Source organism: Roseovarius nubinhibens ISM (assembly GCF_000152625.1).
Lineage (GTDB): Bacteria > Pseudomonadota > Alphaproteobacteria > Rhodobacterales > Rhodobacteraceae > Roseovarius > Roseovarius nubinhibens.
The window spans coordinates 3023790-3040250 of sequence record NZ_CH724156.1; the positions used below are offsets into that span (position 1 = coordinate 3023790).

Below are 16461 nucleotides of genomic sequence, written 5' to 3' on the forward strand. Positions count from 1 at the left end.
CTAAGCCAGATAATAACGGTGATCAGGGTCCCTCGGGACAGGGGCAAATTTCAAGCCCGATCACATCGGCCAAACAGCACAAGGCTCAGCTGCAAGACATGAGATCATCCAAATCCCGCTCGCGCAATAAGTCGAACCGTAACAATAACAATCGGTCGATGGGCAATGTCACGAACCGCGTGTTCGACAGTTCCGGCCCGGAAGGCAAAGTGCGCGGCACGCCACAGCAGATCATCGACAAATACAATCAGTTGGCGCGTGATGCGCAGCTTGCCGGTGATCGGGTTGCAACGGAAAACTTTCAGCAGCATGCCGAGCATTACCTGCGTCTTCTGGGGGCCGCCCAGAAGGAACAGGACGCGCGCCGCGAAGAGCAGGAGCGCCAGAACCGCGAACGTCAGGCCGAGCGCGACCGCGATCGCGGCGACCAGAACCAGCAGGGCGGCGATACGCAGCCGCAGGCCGGTGGCGACGATCATGCCGCGGGCGAGAGCACGCTTGTCGAGACGCCAGAGAGCCAACCCGAGGCTCAGCCCGAAGCGCCCAAGCGTCCGCGCAAGCCGCGCCGCAAGCCCAAGGCAGAGGCCGGTGAGGGTGGGGGTAAATCCTCGGATCAGGACAATGGCGCGGCCCCGGAAGCGGCCGAGTAAGTCAGTCGCCAGACGCATAACAATTCAGCAGCGCGCGATCGGGAGCCCCCCGGTCGCGCGTTTTGCGTTTTTGCTGTGTCGGGCGAAACGGCTGAGCCAGAGGGGGAGGCCGGGCGATCCGGCAGAGGTCGGATAGCGCATAAAAAAAGGCCGAGCACTAAGCTCGGCCGAAGTCCAACAGGGAGGTATGATGATGACGGTGTAACCAACGTCATCGTCATGAGGAGCATCTAGTGATTGTTTTTTGACCATTCAAGAAAAATAATGTCGCAGGTGCAGCAAGGCTGTTATGCGTTGCGTGCATGTCTCACTGCAGTTGCAGCAAGTTATTGGTTTTTAATGTTTTTCCTGTAGGCAATAATTTCTTCCTGCACGAAATCCCGGAAGGCGGCAATCCTTTGGGAGTGCCGTAGCTCTTCCGGATAGGCGAGGAAAACAGGCACTTCGCTCGACTCAACCTCGGGAATGACGCGCACCAGCTCGGGAAAATCATTGGCGAGGTAGTCGGGCAGCACGCCGAGACCCACATTGTGCAGCACGCCTTGCAGCACGCCGAAGTAATTGTTCACCGAAAGCTTGGACGGCACGCCTTCGGCCATGAGCTGAGCCACCAGCGTCGCCCCGGCGCCGACCTGGGCCGCCGAAGGGTTCTGACAGATGAGCCGGTGATCTTCGAGATCCGACATTTCCTTGGGCTCGCCGAATTTCTCGATATAGGCCTTGGTGGCATAGAGGCGCATATGCACGCTCATCAGCCGTTTGCGGATGAGGTCGGCCTGGCTCGGCTCTTTCATGCGGATCGCGACATCGGCCTCGCGCATCGGCAGGTCGAGCACGGATTCCTCGAGCATCAGGTCAATGTTGAGATCTGGATAGCGTTCAAAGAGCTTGGGCAGGCGCGGCGCGAGCCAGAGCGTGCCAAAGCCCACGGTGGTCGTCACCCGCAGCTCGCCGAACACCTCTTCTTCGCTGTCGCGAATGCGGGCGGTGGCGGCGTCGAGACGTTTCATCATGGCGCGCGTCGCATCGAAGAGCAATTCGCCCTGTTCGGTGAGAATCAGCCCCCGTGCGTGACGGTGAAATAGGGTGGCATTGAGCGATTCCTCGAGCCCACGGATCTGGCGGGAGACCGCCGATTGCGACAAATGCAACAGATCGCCAGCATGGGTCAGGCTGCCCGCATCGGCCACCGCGTGAAATATCCTGAGCTTGTCCCAATCCATATTGGTAACTTTCGATCCGAGAAACGTGACTTAACGCAATAGCAAATAATTGCCGCGCTTGCACAGTCATACGTCGCGTATGTGACGATTATTTGCTTTGTAGGTCAAAAATTATGACCTATTATATCTCTATAATGACGCATTGCCGCGGCAGAGGGAGGCCAGCCATGAGCACGCATGATATTTCTCTTTCCGACAAGTTCGATCTTGGGAAGGACCGGGTTCTGTTGAACGGGACCCAGGCGCTGGTGCGGCTGATGCTGACCCAGTCGGCGCGGGACCGGCAGGCGGGGCTCAACACCGCCGGGTTTGTCACCGGCTATCGCGGCTCGCCGCTGGGTGCCGTGGATCTGCAGATGCGGCGCGCGGGCAAGGTGCTCGGCGAGGCCAATGTTCGGTTCGAGGAGGGGCTGAACGAGGATCTCGCGGCGACGATGCTCTGGGGCAGCCAGCAGGCCGAGCTGCGCGGTGAGGGGAAATATGACGGGGTCTTTGGTCTCTGGTACGGCAAGGGGCCGGGGGTCGACCGGTCGGGCGACGTGATGCGCCACGCCAATATGGCGGGCACCTCAAAGCATGGTGGTGTCCTTATGGCGATGGGCGACGACCACACCGGCGAGAGCAGCACCGTGCTGCACCAGAGCGAATGGGCGCTGGTCGATGCCTATATGCCGGTGGTGAGCCCGGCGGGGGTGCAGGAGCTTATTGATTACGGCATTTACGGCTATGCGCTCAGCCGGTTTTCCGGGCTTTGGGTCGGTCTCAAGACGATGAAGGACACGGTCGAGGCGACCTCGGTCATTGATGGGCGTGTCGACCGGGTGCAGCTCAGCCTGCCCAAGTTCGACATGCCCGAGGGCGGGCTCAACATCCGGCTTGGCGACACACCGCATGCGCAAGAGGCGCGGATCATCGATTATAAACGCTTTGCCGCAGAGGCGTTCAGCCGGGCCAACGGCATGGACCGCCGGATGATGGGCAAGCCGGGGGCGAAGATCGGTTTTGTCGCGGCGGGCAAGAACTGGCTCGATCTGGTGCATGCGTTCGACGTGCTCGGCATCGACGAGGCCGAGGCAGAGCGGCTCGGGCTGACCACCTATAAGGTGGGGCAGCCGTTCCCGCTCGACATGAAAGGGTTCCACGATTGGGCCGAGGGGCTCGAGCTCATCGTTGTGGTGGAAGAAAAGCGCAAGCTGATCGAGGTGCAGATCAAGGAGGCCATTTTCGACGACCGGCGCGGGCGGCGGGTCTATGGCTGGTACAAGGGCGGCGCGGGCGGCATGCATCGTGACGAGCTTTTCCCGACGCGCGGCGCGCTCGATCCGGTGATGATTGCCGAGAAGATCGGCGGCATCCTGATCGAAGAGGGGCGCGGCACCGATGGCATCAAGGCCGGGCTGGCGCAGATCGCCGAGGCGCGCAAGGCCGACAATGCGCAGGAGATCGCGGCGCGTCTGCCCTATTTCTGCTCGGGCTGTCCGCATAATTCCTCGACCAAGCTGCCCGATGGCAGCCGCGCCTATGCCGGGATCGGCTGTCACTATATGGTGCAGTGGATGGACCGCGAGACCACCGGGTTCACCCATATGGGCGGCGAGGGCGCGAACTGGATCGGCGAGGCGCCGTTTTCCACCCGCAAACATGTGTTCCAGAACCTCGGCGACGGCACCTATAACCATTCGGGCGTGCAGGCCATTCGTGCAGCGCTCGCGGCCAAGACCAACATCACCTACAAGATCCTCTACAATGACGCGGTGGCGATGACCGGCGGTCAGCCCAATGAGGGCGGGCTTACCGCGCCGCGCATTGCCCATGAGCTCAAGGCGATGGGGGTGAATGAGGTCGTCGTCGTCTATGACGAAAAGGAAGATGTGGACGCGGCGGCCTTTCCCAAGGGGATGGAGATGCATGAGCGCGCCGCTCTCATGTCGGTGCAAGAGCGCCTGCAAGAGGTCGAGGGCGTTAGCGCCATCATCTATATCCAGACCTGTGCCGCCGAAAAGCGCCGTCGCCGCAAGCGGGGCAGTTTCCCCGATCCGGATAAGCGGGTGCTGATCAACACCGATATTTGCGAAGGCTGTGGCGATTGCGGGGTGCAGTCGAACTGTGTGAGCCTCGTGCCGGTCGAGACCGAGCTTGGCCGCAAGCGGGCGGTGGATCAGTCGAGCTGCAACAAGGATTACAGCTGTCTCAAGGGGTTCTGCCCGTCGTTCATGACCATTGAAGGCGCCAAAATCCGCAAGGATGCGGCGGCGGAGTTCACCCTGCCGGATCTGCCGATGCCCGAACTGCCGCAGATCAATGGCACGCATAACGTGGTGATCACCGGGGTTGGAGGCACCGGCGTGGTGACCATCGGCGCGGTGCTGGCCCAGGCGGCGCAGATCGATGGCAAAGGCGCGGGCATGATGGAAATGGCCGGTCTCGCCCAGAAGGGCGGCGCGGTGCATATCCATTGCCGTCTGGCCGAAGCGCCGGAAGATATCAGCGCCATTCGGGTGGCCACCGGCGAGGCGCATGCGCTTATCGGCGGTGATCTGGTGGTGAGTGCGGGGGCCAAGACGCTTGGCCTCACCAGCCGGGGGCGCACCGGGGCGGTGGTCAACAGCCACGAGATCATCACCGGTGATTTCACCCGCAACCCCGAGTTCGCGCTGCCCTTTGACCGGCTGAGCCTCGCGCTCGAGGCGCGGCTGGGCGAGGCTGTGCAGATGTTTGACGCGACCGAGCTGGCCAAGCATCTCATGGGCGACTCGATCTTTTCCAACATGATGATCTTTGGTGCCAGCTGGCAGCGCGGGCTGATCCCGCTGAGCCATGGCGCGATCGAGGCGGCGATCAAGCTCAACGGGGCGGCGGTCGAGCGCAATCTGCGGGCCTTTGAAATCGGGCGCTGGGCGGCGCTCCATCCGCAGGAGGCGGCGACGATGCTCAGCCCGACGGTGGTCGAGCTGCCGAAGAGCCTCGAAGAAAAGATCGCCTATCGCGCCGCGCATTTGACCGCCTATCAGGGCAAGCGGCTGGCGAAACGCTATCGCGCGCTGGTCGATGGGATCGAGGATGAGGCGCTCCGCGAGGCGGTGGCGCAGGGCTATCACAAGCTTTTGTCCTATAAGGATGAATATGAGGTGGCGCGGTTCATGCTCGATAGTGAGGCGCGGGCGCGAGAGGCCTTTGACGGCGATCTCAAGCTGAGCTTTCATCTGGCACCGCCGATCCTGTCGAAAGAGGGCAGCGACGGGCGGCCGCAAAAGCGCCGCTTTGGTCAGTGGATCCTCACCCCGATGAAGCTGCTGGCGCGGCTCAAGGCGCTGCGGGGCACGCCGCTCGATCCCTTTGGCTATACGGCCGAGCGGAAGATGGAGCGCGCGCTCATCACGCAATATGAGGCGGATATGGCCGAGGCGCTGCCGCGTCTCACTGCCGAGACCCGCGATCTCATTCTCGCGTTGGCCGAGCTGCCGCTGCAGATCCGCGGCTTTGGCCCGGTGAAGGCCGCAAATGAGGCAAAAGCCGCCAAACGGCGCGAAACCCTCTTGGCGGCGATCCGGCAAGGCGGTAACCCGTTAAAGGAGGCGGCCGAATAGGCAGGTGTCATATGGCCGTCATCGCAATGTTGCATTCTGTCGCCCGCTGAGAGCGGGGTGAGAAGGACAAGGACACATGCACCAGGACCGTCATATTGCGCGTGACATCAGCTATGCGCATTCGGCCCAGAGCCGCAGCGGACGCGCCGTGATCCGCACCATGGAAACGCTGTCGGGCCGGATCGGCCTCATCAAGCGCGCCCATGGCTATGAGCATGAGGTGGCGGCGGGCCGCGATTTCTGGGCGGTGATGGTGGAACGCTATGGGCTGAGCCTCGACGTGATCGCGGGCAGCCTCGCCAATATCCCGCGCGAGGGGCCGGTGATCCTTGTGGCGAACCACCCTTACGGCATTCTCGATGGGCTCATGCTCGGTCATGTGCTCAGCGAGACGCGGGGCGATTTCCGCATTCTGGCCAATTCGGTCTTTCGCAAGGCGCAGGATCTCGACCGGGTGGTCCTGCCGGTGAGTTTCGACGAGACCCGCGAAGGCGTGCAGATCAACCTCGAGACGCGGCGTAAATCGCTGGCCTATCTCGGTGAAGGCGGCGCGATCGGCATTTTCCCGGGCGGGGCGGTGGCCACCTCGGCCAAGCTTTTCTCGCAGCCGATGGACCCGGGCTGGCGCCTGTTCACCGCGCGGATGGTGGCGAAATCGCGCGCCACCGTGGTGCCGCTCTATTTCGATGGCCATTGCAGCCGGATGTTCCAGATTGCCACCCATCTGCATCAGACCCTGCGCATGGGCCTCTTGATCAAGGAATTCGGCAAGCGCGTCGACACGCCGGTGCGCATCGGTATTGGCGAGCCGCTCACCCGAGATGTGCTCGACCCGCTGTCGCGGGACGCGAAATCCCTGATGGAATTCCTCCGTCGTAAGACGTATGAGTTGAGCCCGAACCCGATCGACCCCAACAGCGTCGGGTACGAATGGACGTGATCTGAGGGAGGCGCGCCAGAAGGCGCGGCGGGCAGTGACATGGCGGTAGGTATCTTTGACAGCGGTCTTGGCGGGCTGACGGTTCTGAGCGCAATCGAGAAACGGTTGCCCGATCTGCCGCTGGTCTATTTCGGCGACAACGCCCATGCGCCCTATGGGGTGCGCGATGCCGATGACATTCACAATCTGACCCGGCAGCATGTGGAATATCTCTGGGCCAATGGCTGTGATCTGGTGATCCTCGCCTGCAACACCGCCAGCGCCGCCGCGCTGCGCCGGATGCAGGAGGCGGGCGTGCCGCAGGGCAAGCGGGTGCTTGGCGTTTTCGTGCCGCTCATCGAGGCGCTGACCGAGCGCAACTGGGGCGACAACTCGCCGCCGCGCGAAGTGGCGGTGAAACATGTGGCGCTCTTTGCGACACCGGCCACCGTGTCGAGCCGGGCGTTTCAGCGCGAGCTGGCGTTTCGGGCGATCGGCGTCGATGTCGAGGCGCAGAGCTGTGGCGGGGTGGTCGATGCTATCGAGGATGGCGATATGATCCTCGCCGAAGCGCTGGTGCGCAGCCATGTGGACGCGCTCAAACGCAAGATGCCCAATCCGCAGGCGGCGATCCTCGGCTGCACGCATTACCCGCTCATGGAGGCGCAGTTTCAGGCGGCTCTGGGCGAGGATGTGGCGGTCTATTCGCAGCCCTCGCTGGTGGCCGATAGCCTCGCGGATTACCTCGGACGGCGTCCCGATATGCGCGGCGCGGGCAAGGCCACGCGCTTTGTCACCACCGGGGATCCGGGCCGCGTGTCCGACCGGGCCACGCAGTTTTTGCGACGAGACATTCGGTTCGAGCCCGCCTGAGCGGGGGCCGGGGCCCACAGGCCCTGCAATCAAGCCCTGCAACCAAGCGCCGCATTGAAGCGGCGCGCGCAATCCAATACATCCATGTCACATTGAGACGAGGGAGGCCGTCAGATGGCCCATAAAATCGCAATTCTCGGCGCATCCGGCTATACCGGGGCCGAGCTCATCCGCCTGATCGCCACCCATCCCAATATGGAGATCGTGGCGCTTGGCGCGAATTCCAAGGCGGGGCAGAGCATGGCCTCGGTCTTTCCGCATCTGCGCCATCTGGCGCTGCCTGATCTGGTGACCATCGAAGAGATCGATTTCGCGGGCGTCGACCTGTGTTTCTGTGCGCTGCCGCATGCCACCTCGCAGGAGGTGATCCGCGATCTGCCGAAGCATCTCAAGGTCGTCGATCTGAGCGCCGATTTCCGGCTGCGCGATCCGGCGGAATACAAGAAATGGTATGGCAATGATCATGCCGCGCTCGACTGTCAGAAAGAGGCGGTCTATGGGCTCACCGAGTTCTACCGCGACGAGATCGCCAGCGCGCGGCTGGTGGCCGGGACCGGCTGTAACGCGGCGACGGGGCAATATATCCTGCGGCCTCTGATCAGCGCCGGGGTGATTGATCTCGACGATATCATTCTCGACCTGAAATGCGCGGTGTCGGGGGCGGGGCGGTCGCTTAAGGAAAATCTTCTCCATGCCGAGCTCAGCGAGGGGTATAATGCCTATGCGGTGGGCGGCACCCATCGTCACCTTGGTGAGTTCGATCAGGAGTTTTCGGCGCTGGCCGGGCGGCCGGTGCGGGTGCAGTTCACGCCGCATCTGATCCCCGCCAACCGCGGCATCCTTGCCACCAGCTATGTCAAAGGCGCGGCGCAGGCGGTGCATGAGACCCTGCAAAAGACCTATGCGGGCGAGCCGTTCATTCAGGTTTTGCCCTTTGGTGAGACGCCGTCGACGCATCATGTGCGCGGCTCGAACTTTTGCCATATCGGGGTGACCGGGGACCGGATCGAAGGGCGGGCCATCGTGGTGGCGGCGCTCGACAACCTGACCAAGGGATCGAGCGGCCAGGCCTTGCAGAACGCCAACCTGATGCTGGGCGAGGCGGAGACCGAAGGGCTTATGTCCGTGCCGGTGTTTCCGTAAGCTCATGTGATGAATGAAGAGCGCGGTATAGCGATATGAAAACCCTCAAGAAGAAGCGTCGCGTACAGATCGTGATCGTGGCCGTGGTGGCGCTTGCTGTGGCCTCGTCGCTCATCGGCTATGCGCTCAAGGATGGGATCAATTTCTTTCGCTCGCCGAGCGAGGTGATGGCCGAACCGCCCGCGCCGCATGAGGTGTTTCGCATCGGTGGGCTGGTCGAAGAAGACAGTCTCGAACGCGGACAGGGGGCTGTGATCCGGTTTCGCGTGACCGATGGCGGGGCCTCGGTGCCGGTCGTCTACGAAGGCGTTCTGCCCGATCTCTTCGAGGAGGGTCAGGGCATGGTCGGCACCGGCAGTTTCGACGGGCAGGTGTTCCGCGCCAGTGAAATCCTCGCCAAGCATGACGAGAGTTATATGCCCAAGGAAGTGGTGGACGCGCTCAAGGAGCAGGGCGTCTATCAGGACCCTGCGAACGGTGGCTGAGCGCGATCTTAACCTCTGAGACATGAGGATGGGGCGTCACCTGAACAGGAGTGCGCCCCATGCAAGATGTCGCCAGTCTGGCCCGCGAAATCATCGCCCGGGAGGGCGGCTTTGTGAACGACCCGGATGATCCCGGGGGCGCCACGAACCATGGGGTGACCGTCGGCACGCTGCGAAGGCTCGGGATTGACCTGACGGGCGATGGCGCGGTGGATGTGGCGGATGTGCGGGCGTTGAGCCAGGCCGACGCCGAAGCGATTTTCCTGCGTGACTATTTTGAGCGACCGGGGATTGACCGGCTGCCCGAACCGCTGCGTCCGAGTGTGTTCGACATGTATGTGAACGCGGGCGCGAATGCGGTGAAGATCCTGCAGCGGCTCTTGCGGCAGATGGGGCATGATGTGGTGGTGGACGGGGTCATCGGCCCGCAGACCGAAGCGGCGGCGCAGGCCGCTGCGGGTGCTGCGCCGCGCCATCTGGTCGATGCCTATGGGATCGCGCGGCGGAACTATTACTTTCGCCTGGGCGATCTGCGCCCGGCGAGCCGCAAATACGCAAGAACGCGGCGCGGCGGTAAGGGCGGCTGGATCAGGCGGGCGGAAGAGTTCATCTCGCCGCGCTATCACCTGAGCATGTCGGAATTTCAGGAAAGGGTGGCAAAATGGGGCTGATGGCAGAGATCCTCCGGCTGATTTTCGGCAATGGCCGCAATGTCGTCGCCGAAACCGCAGAGGTGTTTCGCGAGAACGCCGAGGCCGGATCCTTGCGCGAGGCGAGCCTGCGGGCCGCCGCGCTTGAGCAATTCGGCGCCGAGTTCGCCCATCCGGAGCGCAGCCGGTTTGATCGGGTGATGGATGGGCTCAACCGGGTGCCGCGCCCCGCCATGGCGCTCGGGACTCTGGGGCTGTTCATTGCGGCGATGGTGGACCCGCTGTGGTTCGCGGCGCGGATGCAGGGGATCGCCCTCGTGCCAGAGCCTTTGTGGTGGCTCTTGGGGGTGATCGTGTCCTTTTACTTCGGGGCGCGTCACCAGCAAAAAACACAAGAGTTTCAACGTGCCCTCAGCGCCACCATGGCCCGCGCGCCAGGCGTGGTGCAGCGGATCGAATACCTGCAATCCGGGCGGGCCGAGAAGCCGGGGCAGGCGGCGGCGGCGCATGATGCAGAAGTTGCCCTCGAGGCGGTGCGGCCCGAGGATAATCCAGCGCTCGAAGCGTGGCGGCGCACGGCACATCACGGGCCGCGGCAGGGGCGCGAGCGGTGATACACCCTGCGACAAAGTGATCGGCGTGGCGCTGCGAATCCCGTGGCCCCGCCGTTTCACGCGGCATATACTGCGCCTATGATTACAGAATTCGGCCACTTCGCCCTGATCCTCGCCTTTTGCATTGCCCTTGTTCAGGCCATCGTGCCGCTTGTCGGCGCGGCCAAGCGCTGGCCCGGCTGGATGGCCGTGGCAATCCCGGCGGCACAGGCGCAATTCCTGCTGATCACGCTGTCCTTTGCGGCGCTCACCTATGCCTTTGTGGTGTCGGATTTCTCGCTGCGTCTGGTGGTGCTCAACAGCCATACGGACAAGCCGCTCATCTACAAAATCAGCGGTGTCTGGGGCAATCACGAAGGCTCGATGCTGCTTTGGGTGCTGATCGTGGCGCTTTTCGGCGCGACGGTGGCGTGGTTTGGCACGGCCCTGCCGCCGAGCCTACGGGCGCGGGTGCTCGCGGTGCAGGCGATGATCGGCGCGGCCTTCATGGCGTTTCTTCTTTGGACATCGAACCCGTTCCTGCGGCTCGCCGTGCCGCCGATGAATGGCGAAGACCTCAATCCGCTGTTGCAGGATCCGGGCCTCGCGTTCCATCCGCCGTTTCTCTACCTTGGCTATGTCGGTCTCTCGATGACCTTCTCCTTTGCGCTGGCAGCGCTGATCGAGGGCCGGGTCGATGCGGCCTGGGGCCGGTGGGTGCGGCCCTATACGCTGGCGGCCTGGGTGTTCCTGACCATCGGTATCGCGCTCGGGTCCTGGTGGGCCTATTACGAGCTCGGCTGGGGCGGGTTCTGGTTCTGGGACCCGGTGGAAAACGCGAGCTTTATGCCGTGGCTTTTGTCGGTGGCCTTGCTCCATTCGGCCATCGTGGTGGAGAAACGCGAGAGCCTGAAAAGCTGGACCATCCTTCTGGCGATCCTTGGCTTTGGCTTCTCGCTCATCGGGACGTTTATCACGCGGTCCGGCCTGCTCACCTCGGTGCATGCCTTTGCCAATGACCCAGAGCGCGGGATGGTTCTGTTGCTCATCCTGGCGGTGTTCATGATGGCGGGGCTCATTCTCTTTGTGGTGCGGGCGGGGACGATGCAGGCGCGGGGCGTCTTTGGTCTCGGGTCGCGGGAGACGATGTTGGTGATCAACAATGTGCTCTTGGCGGTGGCGGCCTTTATCGTCTTTGTGGGCACGCTCTGGCCCTTGGTGGCCGAGATGTTTTTTGACCGCAAGCTCACCGTTGGGGCGCCGTTTTTCGACACGGCCTTTACACCCTTCATGGTGGTGCTCGGGATTATCCTGCCGGTGGGCGCGATGCTGCCGTGGAAGCGCGGCAAGATCGGCAGCGTGATGCGCAGCCTGATGCCCGCGTTCCTTTTGGCGCTGGCGGTGGCGGCGCTCATCTATGCGATGCAAAGCGGCAAGAGCGCGCTGGCGCCGGTGGGGATGTTCCTCGGCACGTGGCTCGTGGCCGGAGCCTTGGTCGATCTCTGGGGGCGCACCGGGCGGCAGGGCTGGCAGCAGCGGCTGGGCCGGATGCGCCGTTTGCCGCGGGCCGATTGGGGCAAGGCGGTGGCCCATGCCGGGATGGGCGTGACCATGGCCGGGATTGCCGGGCTGATGGCTTGGGAATCCGAGGATATTCGCGTGGCGCAAGTGGGCGACCGGTTCGAGGTGTCGGGCTATACAATCTGGTTGCGCGCGGTGAATGAGGTGCCGGGGCCAAATTACCGTGCGACACGGGCCGAGGTTGCGCTGTCTCGCGGCAGCGAGAGCATCGGCACGGTATTCCCGGAAAAACGCATCTATCCGGTGGCAGGGATGCCGACCACGGAGGCCGGGATCGACAACGGGTTCCTGCGCGATCTCTACGTGGTGATCGGTGACAAGCAGGAGGGCGGCGGCTGGGCCGTGCGCACCTATGTCAAACCGTTGGCGAACTGGATCTGGGGCGGGGCGATCCTGATGGCGCTCGGCGGGTTCCTGTCGCTGAGCGACCGGCGGCATCGGGTGGCCGCGGGGGCACGCAAGAGCGTGGCAGGCGGGGTGCCTGCGGAATGAAGCGGCTCGTGTTGATCCTGATGCTGATGGCGGCGCCGCTCTGGGCGGTGGAGCCGGATGAGGTTCTCGATGATCCGGCGCTCGAGACGCGGGCGCGGGAGATTTCCTCTGGGCTGCGCTGTCTCGTCTGTCGCAACGAGAGCATCGACGAGAGCAACGCGAGCCTTGCGCGCGATCTGCGCCTTTTGGTGCGCGAACGGCTTGTGGCCGGGGATAGCGACAGGGAGGTGGTCGATTTCATCGTCGATCGCTATGGCGAATATGTGCTGCTCGAGCCGCGCAAGGATGGGGCGAACCTGCTCTTGTGGTGGGCCGGGCCGGGGATGTTGATCCTCGCGGCGCTGGTTGCGGCGCTCTATGTGCGCGGCCAGCGGGTGCAGCCCGGATCGGAGCCAGAGGCGCTCAGCGCAGATGAGGCGCGGCGTCTCGACGAGGTCATGAAGGACGAGTGACGCGCGGTCCGGCTTTTCCAACGGGGCGGGGCAGGGTAGAGCTGGTCAAGCTTTGAGGGAGAGAGGGCCGCAGATGCGCGACTATAAGACCATCACCTATACCGTAACCGATGATGTGGCGGTGATCGCCCTGAACCGGCCAGACCGGATGAACGCGCTCAATTCCGCGATGCGGATCGAGATCACCGACGCCATGGGCCATGCCGGTCGCGAGGCGCGGGTGGTGGTGCTCACCGGCAATGGCAAGGCGTTTTGCTCAGGCCAAGATCTGAGCGATGGCGGCAACGCGGCCAATCTCGATCTCGAACGGGTGTTGCGCGAGGAATATGTGCCGATGCTGCATGCCATCGGCACTTGCCCGGTGCCGACGATCAGCGCGGTCAACGGGCCGGCGGCCGGGGCCGGGGCCAATCTGGCACTTGCGGCGGACGTGGTGATTGCCTCGGAAAAAGCCTATTTTCTGCAGGCCTTTACCCGGATCGGCCTGATCCCCGATGCGGGCGGCACCTATTGGCTGCCGCGCCAGATGGGGGCGGCCAAGGCGATGGGCGCGGCGCTTTTTGCCGAGCCGATCAGCGCCGAACAGGCGAGCGCCTGGGGGATGATCTGGGAAGCGGTGCCGGAGGAGGCGTTTGCGGACCATTGGGCCGCCCGGGCCGCCAGTCTCGCCAAGGGGCCGACCGAGGCCTATCGCCATCTGAAAACCGCCATTCGCGGCGCCTGGGATCACGATCTCGAGGGTCAGCTCGAGCTCGAAGCGCGGCTTCAGGGGGAATGCGGCAAGACGCGTGATTTCAAGGAAGGCGTGATGGCCTTTCTCGAAAAGCGTCCGGCGGAATACGAGGGACGCTAGGAGTTTCGCCTTCGGCGAGGATATTTGACGCCAGAAGAAGCGGATTTGAGGTTAAAAGAAAACCGCCCCGGAGGTGTCTCCGGGGCGGTTTTTTAGTTCAGCGGTTTTCCATGTCCACGTAGTCGCGGAAGGTCTCGCCCTGATAGAGCTGACGCGGGCGGCCGATCTTGAGCTGTGGATCGGCGATCATTTCCTTCCACTGCGAAATCCAGCCGACAGTGCGCGACAGCGCGAAGATCGGGGTGAACATCGAGGTCGGGAAGCCCATCGCCTCGAGAATGATGCCCGAGTAGAAATCGACGTTCGGGAAGAGTTTCTTTTCGGCGAAATAGGGATCGGCCAGCGCCTGTTTCTCGAGTTCCTTGGCAACCTGAAGCGTCGGGTTGTCCTCGACGCCGAGCAGGTCGAGCACCTCGTCGGCGCTTTGCTTCATCACTTTGGCGCGGGGGTCAAAGTTCTTGTAGACGCGGTGGCCAAAGCCCATCAGGCGGAACGGGTCGTCCTTGTCCTTGGCGCGGGCGATGAATTCGGGGATGCGGTCGACGCTGCCAATCTCGCGCAGCATTTCGAGGCAGGCCTGGTTGGCGCCGCCATGGGCCGGGCCCCAGAGGCAGGCGATGCCCGCTGCGATACAGGCGAAGGGGTTGGCACCCGAAGACGAGGCCAGACGCACGGTCGAGGTCGAGGCGTTTTGTTCGTGATCGGCATGCAGGGTGAAGATCCGGTCCATCGCGCGGCTCAGGATCGGGTTGACCTCGTAATCCTCGGCCGGCACCGCAAAGCACATGCGCAGGAAGTTCGAGGCGTAATCGACATCGTTGCGCGGGTACACGAAGGGCTGGCCGATGGTGTATTTATAGGCCATGGCGGCGATGGTCGGCATTTTGGCGATCATCCGGATCGACGCCACTTCGCGCTGCCACGGGTCGTTGATGTCGGTGCTGTCATGGTAGAAGGCCGACAGCGCCCCGACCACGCCCACCATGATCGCCATCGGATGCGCATCCCGGCGGAAGCCGCGGAAGAGGAAATGCATCTGTTCATGCAGCATCGTGTGATTGGTCACGCGGCTCTCGAAATCTTCGAGCTGGGCCGTCGAGGGCAGTTCGCCGTAGAGCAGCAGGTAGCAGACCTCGAGATAATGCGACTTCTCGGCCAGCTGATCGATCGGATAGCCGCGGTGCAACAGCTCGCCCTTGCCGCCATCGATATAGGTGATGGTGCTGTCGCAGCTCGCCGTCGAGGTAAAGCCCGGGTCATAGGTGAACACACCCGCCTGACCATAGAGCTTGCGGATGTCGATGACATCGGGGCCGGCAGTGGGCGTAAAGACCGGCAACTCATAGGTTTTGCCGTCGATTTCAAGCTTCGCGGTCTTTCCAGGTTCTGCCATCTTCATTCCTCCAGTTGTCTCGGGGCGCGCCCGGTCTCTCCGGGGCGCATGCTGCGCGGCGGGAGCGTTTCCCGCAAGAGATTCGGCGTGTCTACGCGTAACTACGCATCGCCAGACGCATCAGACAGCCGAGCGAGGGTTTCCTCTCGCCCCAGAACCAGCATCATATCGAAAACGCTGGGCGTCGCGGTGCGACCTGCCAAGGCAGCCCGAAGCGGGCCCGCCAGCTTGCCAAATTTCATGTCTTTGCTTTCAGCGAACGCTTGGGCCAAAGCCTCGATCGCCTCGCGAGACCACGTAGCATTTTGCAACTGCGGCGTCAATTCGCTTAGTATACCACGGGATACAGTATCGAGCTGAGCGGCGGCTTTTTCCTCGATGTCGATGGGGCGTTCGGCCAGCGCAAAATGCGCTTTTTCAAGGAGTTCCGGGTAGGTTTTGGCCCGTTCCTTGAGCTGCGGCATGGCCGCCTGTAGCCGGCTCAATTTTACGTCACTCAACGTGACCTTGTCTTGCGCCACCGCAAATGCCGTGACGTCATGCAGCAGTGCAGCATCGTCGGTGATGGCGATATGCTGACCGCAGATGTTTTCGAGCTTTTTAAAGTCGAACCGGGCCGGCGATTTGCCGATTCCTTTGAGGTCGAACCACTCTTGCGCCTGGGCGTCGGTGAAGAATTCATCGTCGCCATGGCTCCAGCCGAGGCGCGCCAGATAGTTGCGCATGCCGGCAGCCGGGTAGCCCATATCGCGATACTCCTCGACGCCGAGCGCGCCGTGGCGTTTCGAGAGTTTCTTGCCATCGGGCCCGTGGATGAGCGGGATATGGGCATAGGTGGGCAGCGGCCATCCCATCGCCTCATAGATCATCATTTGCCGCGCGGCGTTGTTGAGATGGTCGTCGCCCCGGATCACATGGGTCACGCCCATGTCATGGTCGTCGACGGCGACCGCGAGCATATAGACCGGCGTCCCGTCCGAGCGCAGCAGCACCATATCGTCGAGCTGATCGTTGCGGATGGTGACATCGCCCTGCACCTCGTCACGGATGGTGGTCGCGCCGTCGCGCGGGGCCTTGATGCGCACCACATAGGGCGCATCCGGGTGGCTCGCGGGATCGGCGTCGCGCCACGGGCTTTGATACAGGGTCGAACGGCCTTCGGCGCGGGCCGCGTCGCGGAAGGCCTGGATCTCGTCCTGGCTGGCAAAGCATTTATAGGCCTTGCCCTCGGCCAGAAGTTGATGCGCGACCTCGGCGTGACGCGGGGCGCGGTCAAACTGGCTGATCACCTCGCCATCATGATCGAGCCCGAGCCAGGCCATGCCGTCGAGAATGGCCTGGGTCGCCTCGGGGGTCGAGCGGGCGCGGTCGGTGTCTTCGATGCGCAACAGGAACTTGCCGCCGCGACCGCGCGCATAGAGCCAGTTGAAGAGCGCGGTGCGCGCCCCGCCGATGTGGAGATAGCCGGTGGGAGAGGGCGCGAAACGGGTGACTACGGCGTCGGTCATGAGAGCCTTTAACCTTTCGGTAACGATGTGGGGCATAGGTTTGGCGTCTGTCTATCGGG

At 63.1% G+C, this 16461-nt stretch carries 14 protein-coding genes; 11 read left to right on the top strand and 3 right to left on the bottom strand.

What is annotated here, in order from left to right:
- The first annotated feature begins 98 nt into the window (after positions 1-98).
- Complete coding sequence (locus tag ISM_RS14525; RefSeq protein ID WP_040618108.1) at positions 99-650, top strand: DUF4167 domain-containing protein; 552 nt, start codon at positions 99-101, stop codon at positions 648-650.
- Positions 651-976: 326 nt separating this feature from the next.
- On the opposite strand, the gene ISM_RS14530 is transcribed toward ISM_RS14525, so the two are convergent.
- Positions 977-1873, bottom strand: coding sequence for a LysR family transcriptional regulator (locus ISM_RS14530; protein ID WP_009814948.1), 897 nt, complete (start codon positions 1871-1873; stop codon positions 977-979).
- Between the two features lie 167 nt (positions 1874-2040).
- Here ISM_RS14530 and ISM_RS14535 point away from each other — a divergent pair, with 167 nt between their 5' ends.
- The 10 genes from ISM_RS14535 to ISM_RS14580 all read left to right on the top strand — a co-directional run bounded on the left by ISM_RS14535 (position 2041) and on the right by ISM_RS14580 (position 13501).
- Positions 2041-5460: an indolepyruvate ferredoxin oxidoreductase family protein gene (locus tag ISM_RS14535; protein ID WP_009814949.1), complete on the top strand. Its 3420-nt coding sequence runs from the start codon at positions 2041-2043 to the stop codon at positions 5458-5460.
- 76 nt (positions 5461-5536) lie between these two features.
- Entirely contained in the window at positions 5537-6400 is an 864-nt protein-coding gene (locus tag ISM_RS14540; RefSeq protein WP_009814950.1) for a lysophospholipid acyltransferase family protein, read from the top strand.
- Positions 6401-6439: 39 nt separating this feature from the next.
- Positions 6440-7252 (top strand): glutamate racemase, encoded by an 813-nt coding sequence (locus ISM_RS14545; protein ID WP_009814951.1) that lies wholly within the window; start codon positions 6440-6442, stop codon positions 7250-7252.
- A 114-nt stretch (positions 7253-7366) separates the two neighbouring features.
- Positions 7367-8395: an N-acetyl-gamma-glutamyl-phosphate reductase gene (gene argC / locus ISM_RS14550; protein WP_009814952.1), complete on the top strand. Its 1029-nt coding sequence runs from the start codon at positions 7367-7369 to the stop codon at positions 8393-8395.
- Between the two features lie 35 nt (positions 8396-8430).
- Entirely contained in the window at positions 8431-8880 is a 450-nt protein-coding gene (gene ccmE, locus ISM_RS14555; RefSeq protein WP_009814953.1) for a cytochrome c maturation protein CcmE, read from the top strand.
- 59 nt (positions 8881-8939) lie between these two features.
- A complete protein-coding gene (locus ISM_RS14560) occupies positions 8940-9551 on the top strand; it encodes a holin-associated N-acetylmuramidase (protein ID WP_009814954.1) in 612 nt (203 codons plus the stop codon).
- A complete protein-coding gene (locus ISM_RS14565; protein WP_009814955.1) occupies positions 9542-10144 on the top strand; it encodes a holin family protein in 603 nt (200 codons plus the stop codon). The genes ISM_RS14560 and ISM_RS14565 overlap by 10 nt, the downstream gene beginning before the upstream one ends.
- A 78-nt stretch (positions 10145-10222) precedes the next feature.
- Positions 10223-12196: a heme lyase CcmF/NrfE family subunit gene (locus ISM_RS14570; protein ID WP_009814956.1), complete on the top strand. Its 1974-nt coding sequence runs from the start codon at positions 10223-10225 to the stop codon at positions 12194-12196.
- Positions 12193-12648, top strand: coding sequence for a cytochrome c-type biogenesis protein (locus ISM_RS14575; RefSeq protein WP_009814957.1), 456 nt, complete (start codon positions 12193-12195; stop codon positions 12646-12648). The genes ISM_RS14570 and ISM_RS14575 overlap by 4 nt, the downstream gene beginning before the upstream one ends.
- 73 nt (positions 12649-12721) lie before the next feature.
- Entirely contained in the window at positions 12722-13501 is a 780-nt protein-coding gene (locus tag ISM_RS14580; protein WP_009814958.1) for an enoyl-CoA hydratase-related protein, read from the top strand.
- A gap of 97 nt (positions 13502-13598) precedes the next feature.
- On the opposite strand, the gene gltA is transcribed toward ISM_RS14580, so the two are convergent.
- Together gltA and gltX are read right to left on the bottom strand one after the other, a co-directional pair.
- A complete protein-coding gene (gene gltA / locus ISM_RS14585; RefSeq protein ID WP_040618587.1) occupies positions 13599-14894 on the bottom strand; it encodes a citrate synthase in 1296 nt (431 codons plus the stop codon).
- A gap of 101 nt (positions 14895-14995) precedes the next feature.
- Entirely contained in the window at positions 14996-16402 is a 1407-nt protein-coding gene (gene gltX, locus ISM_RS14590; RefSeq protein WP_009814960.1) for a glutamate--tRNA ligase, read from the bottom strand.
- Positions 16403-16461 lie beyond the last annotated feature (59 nt).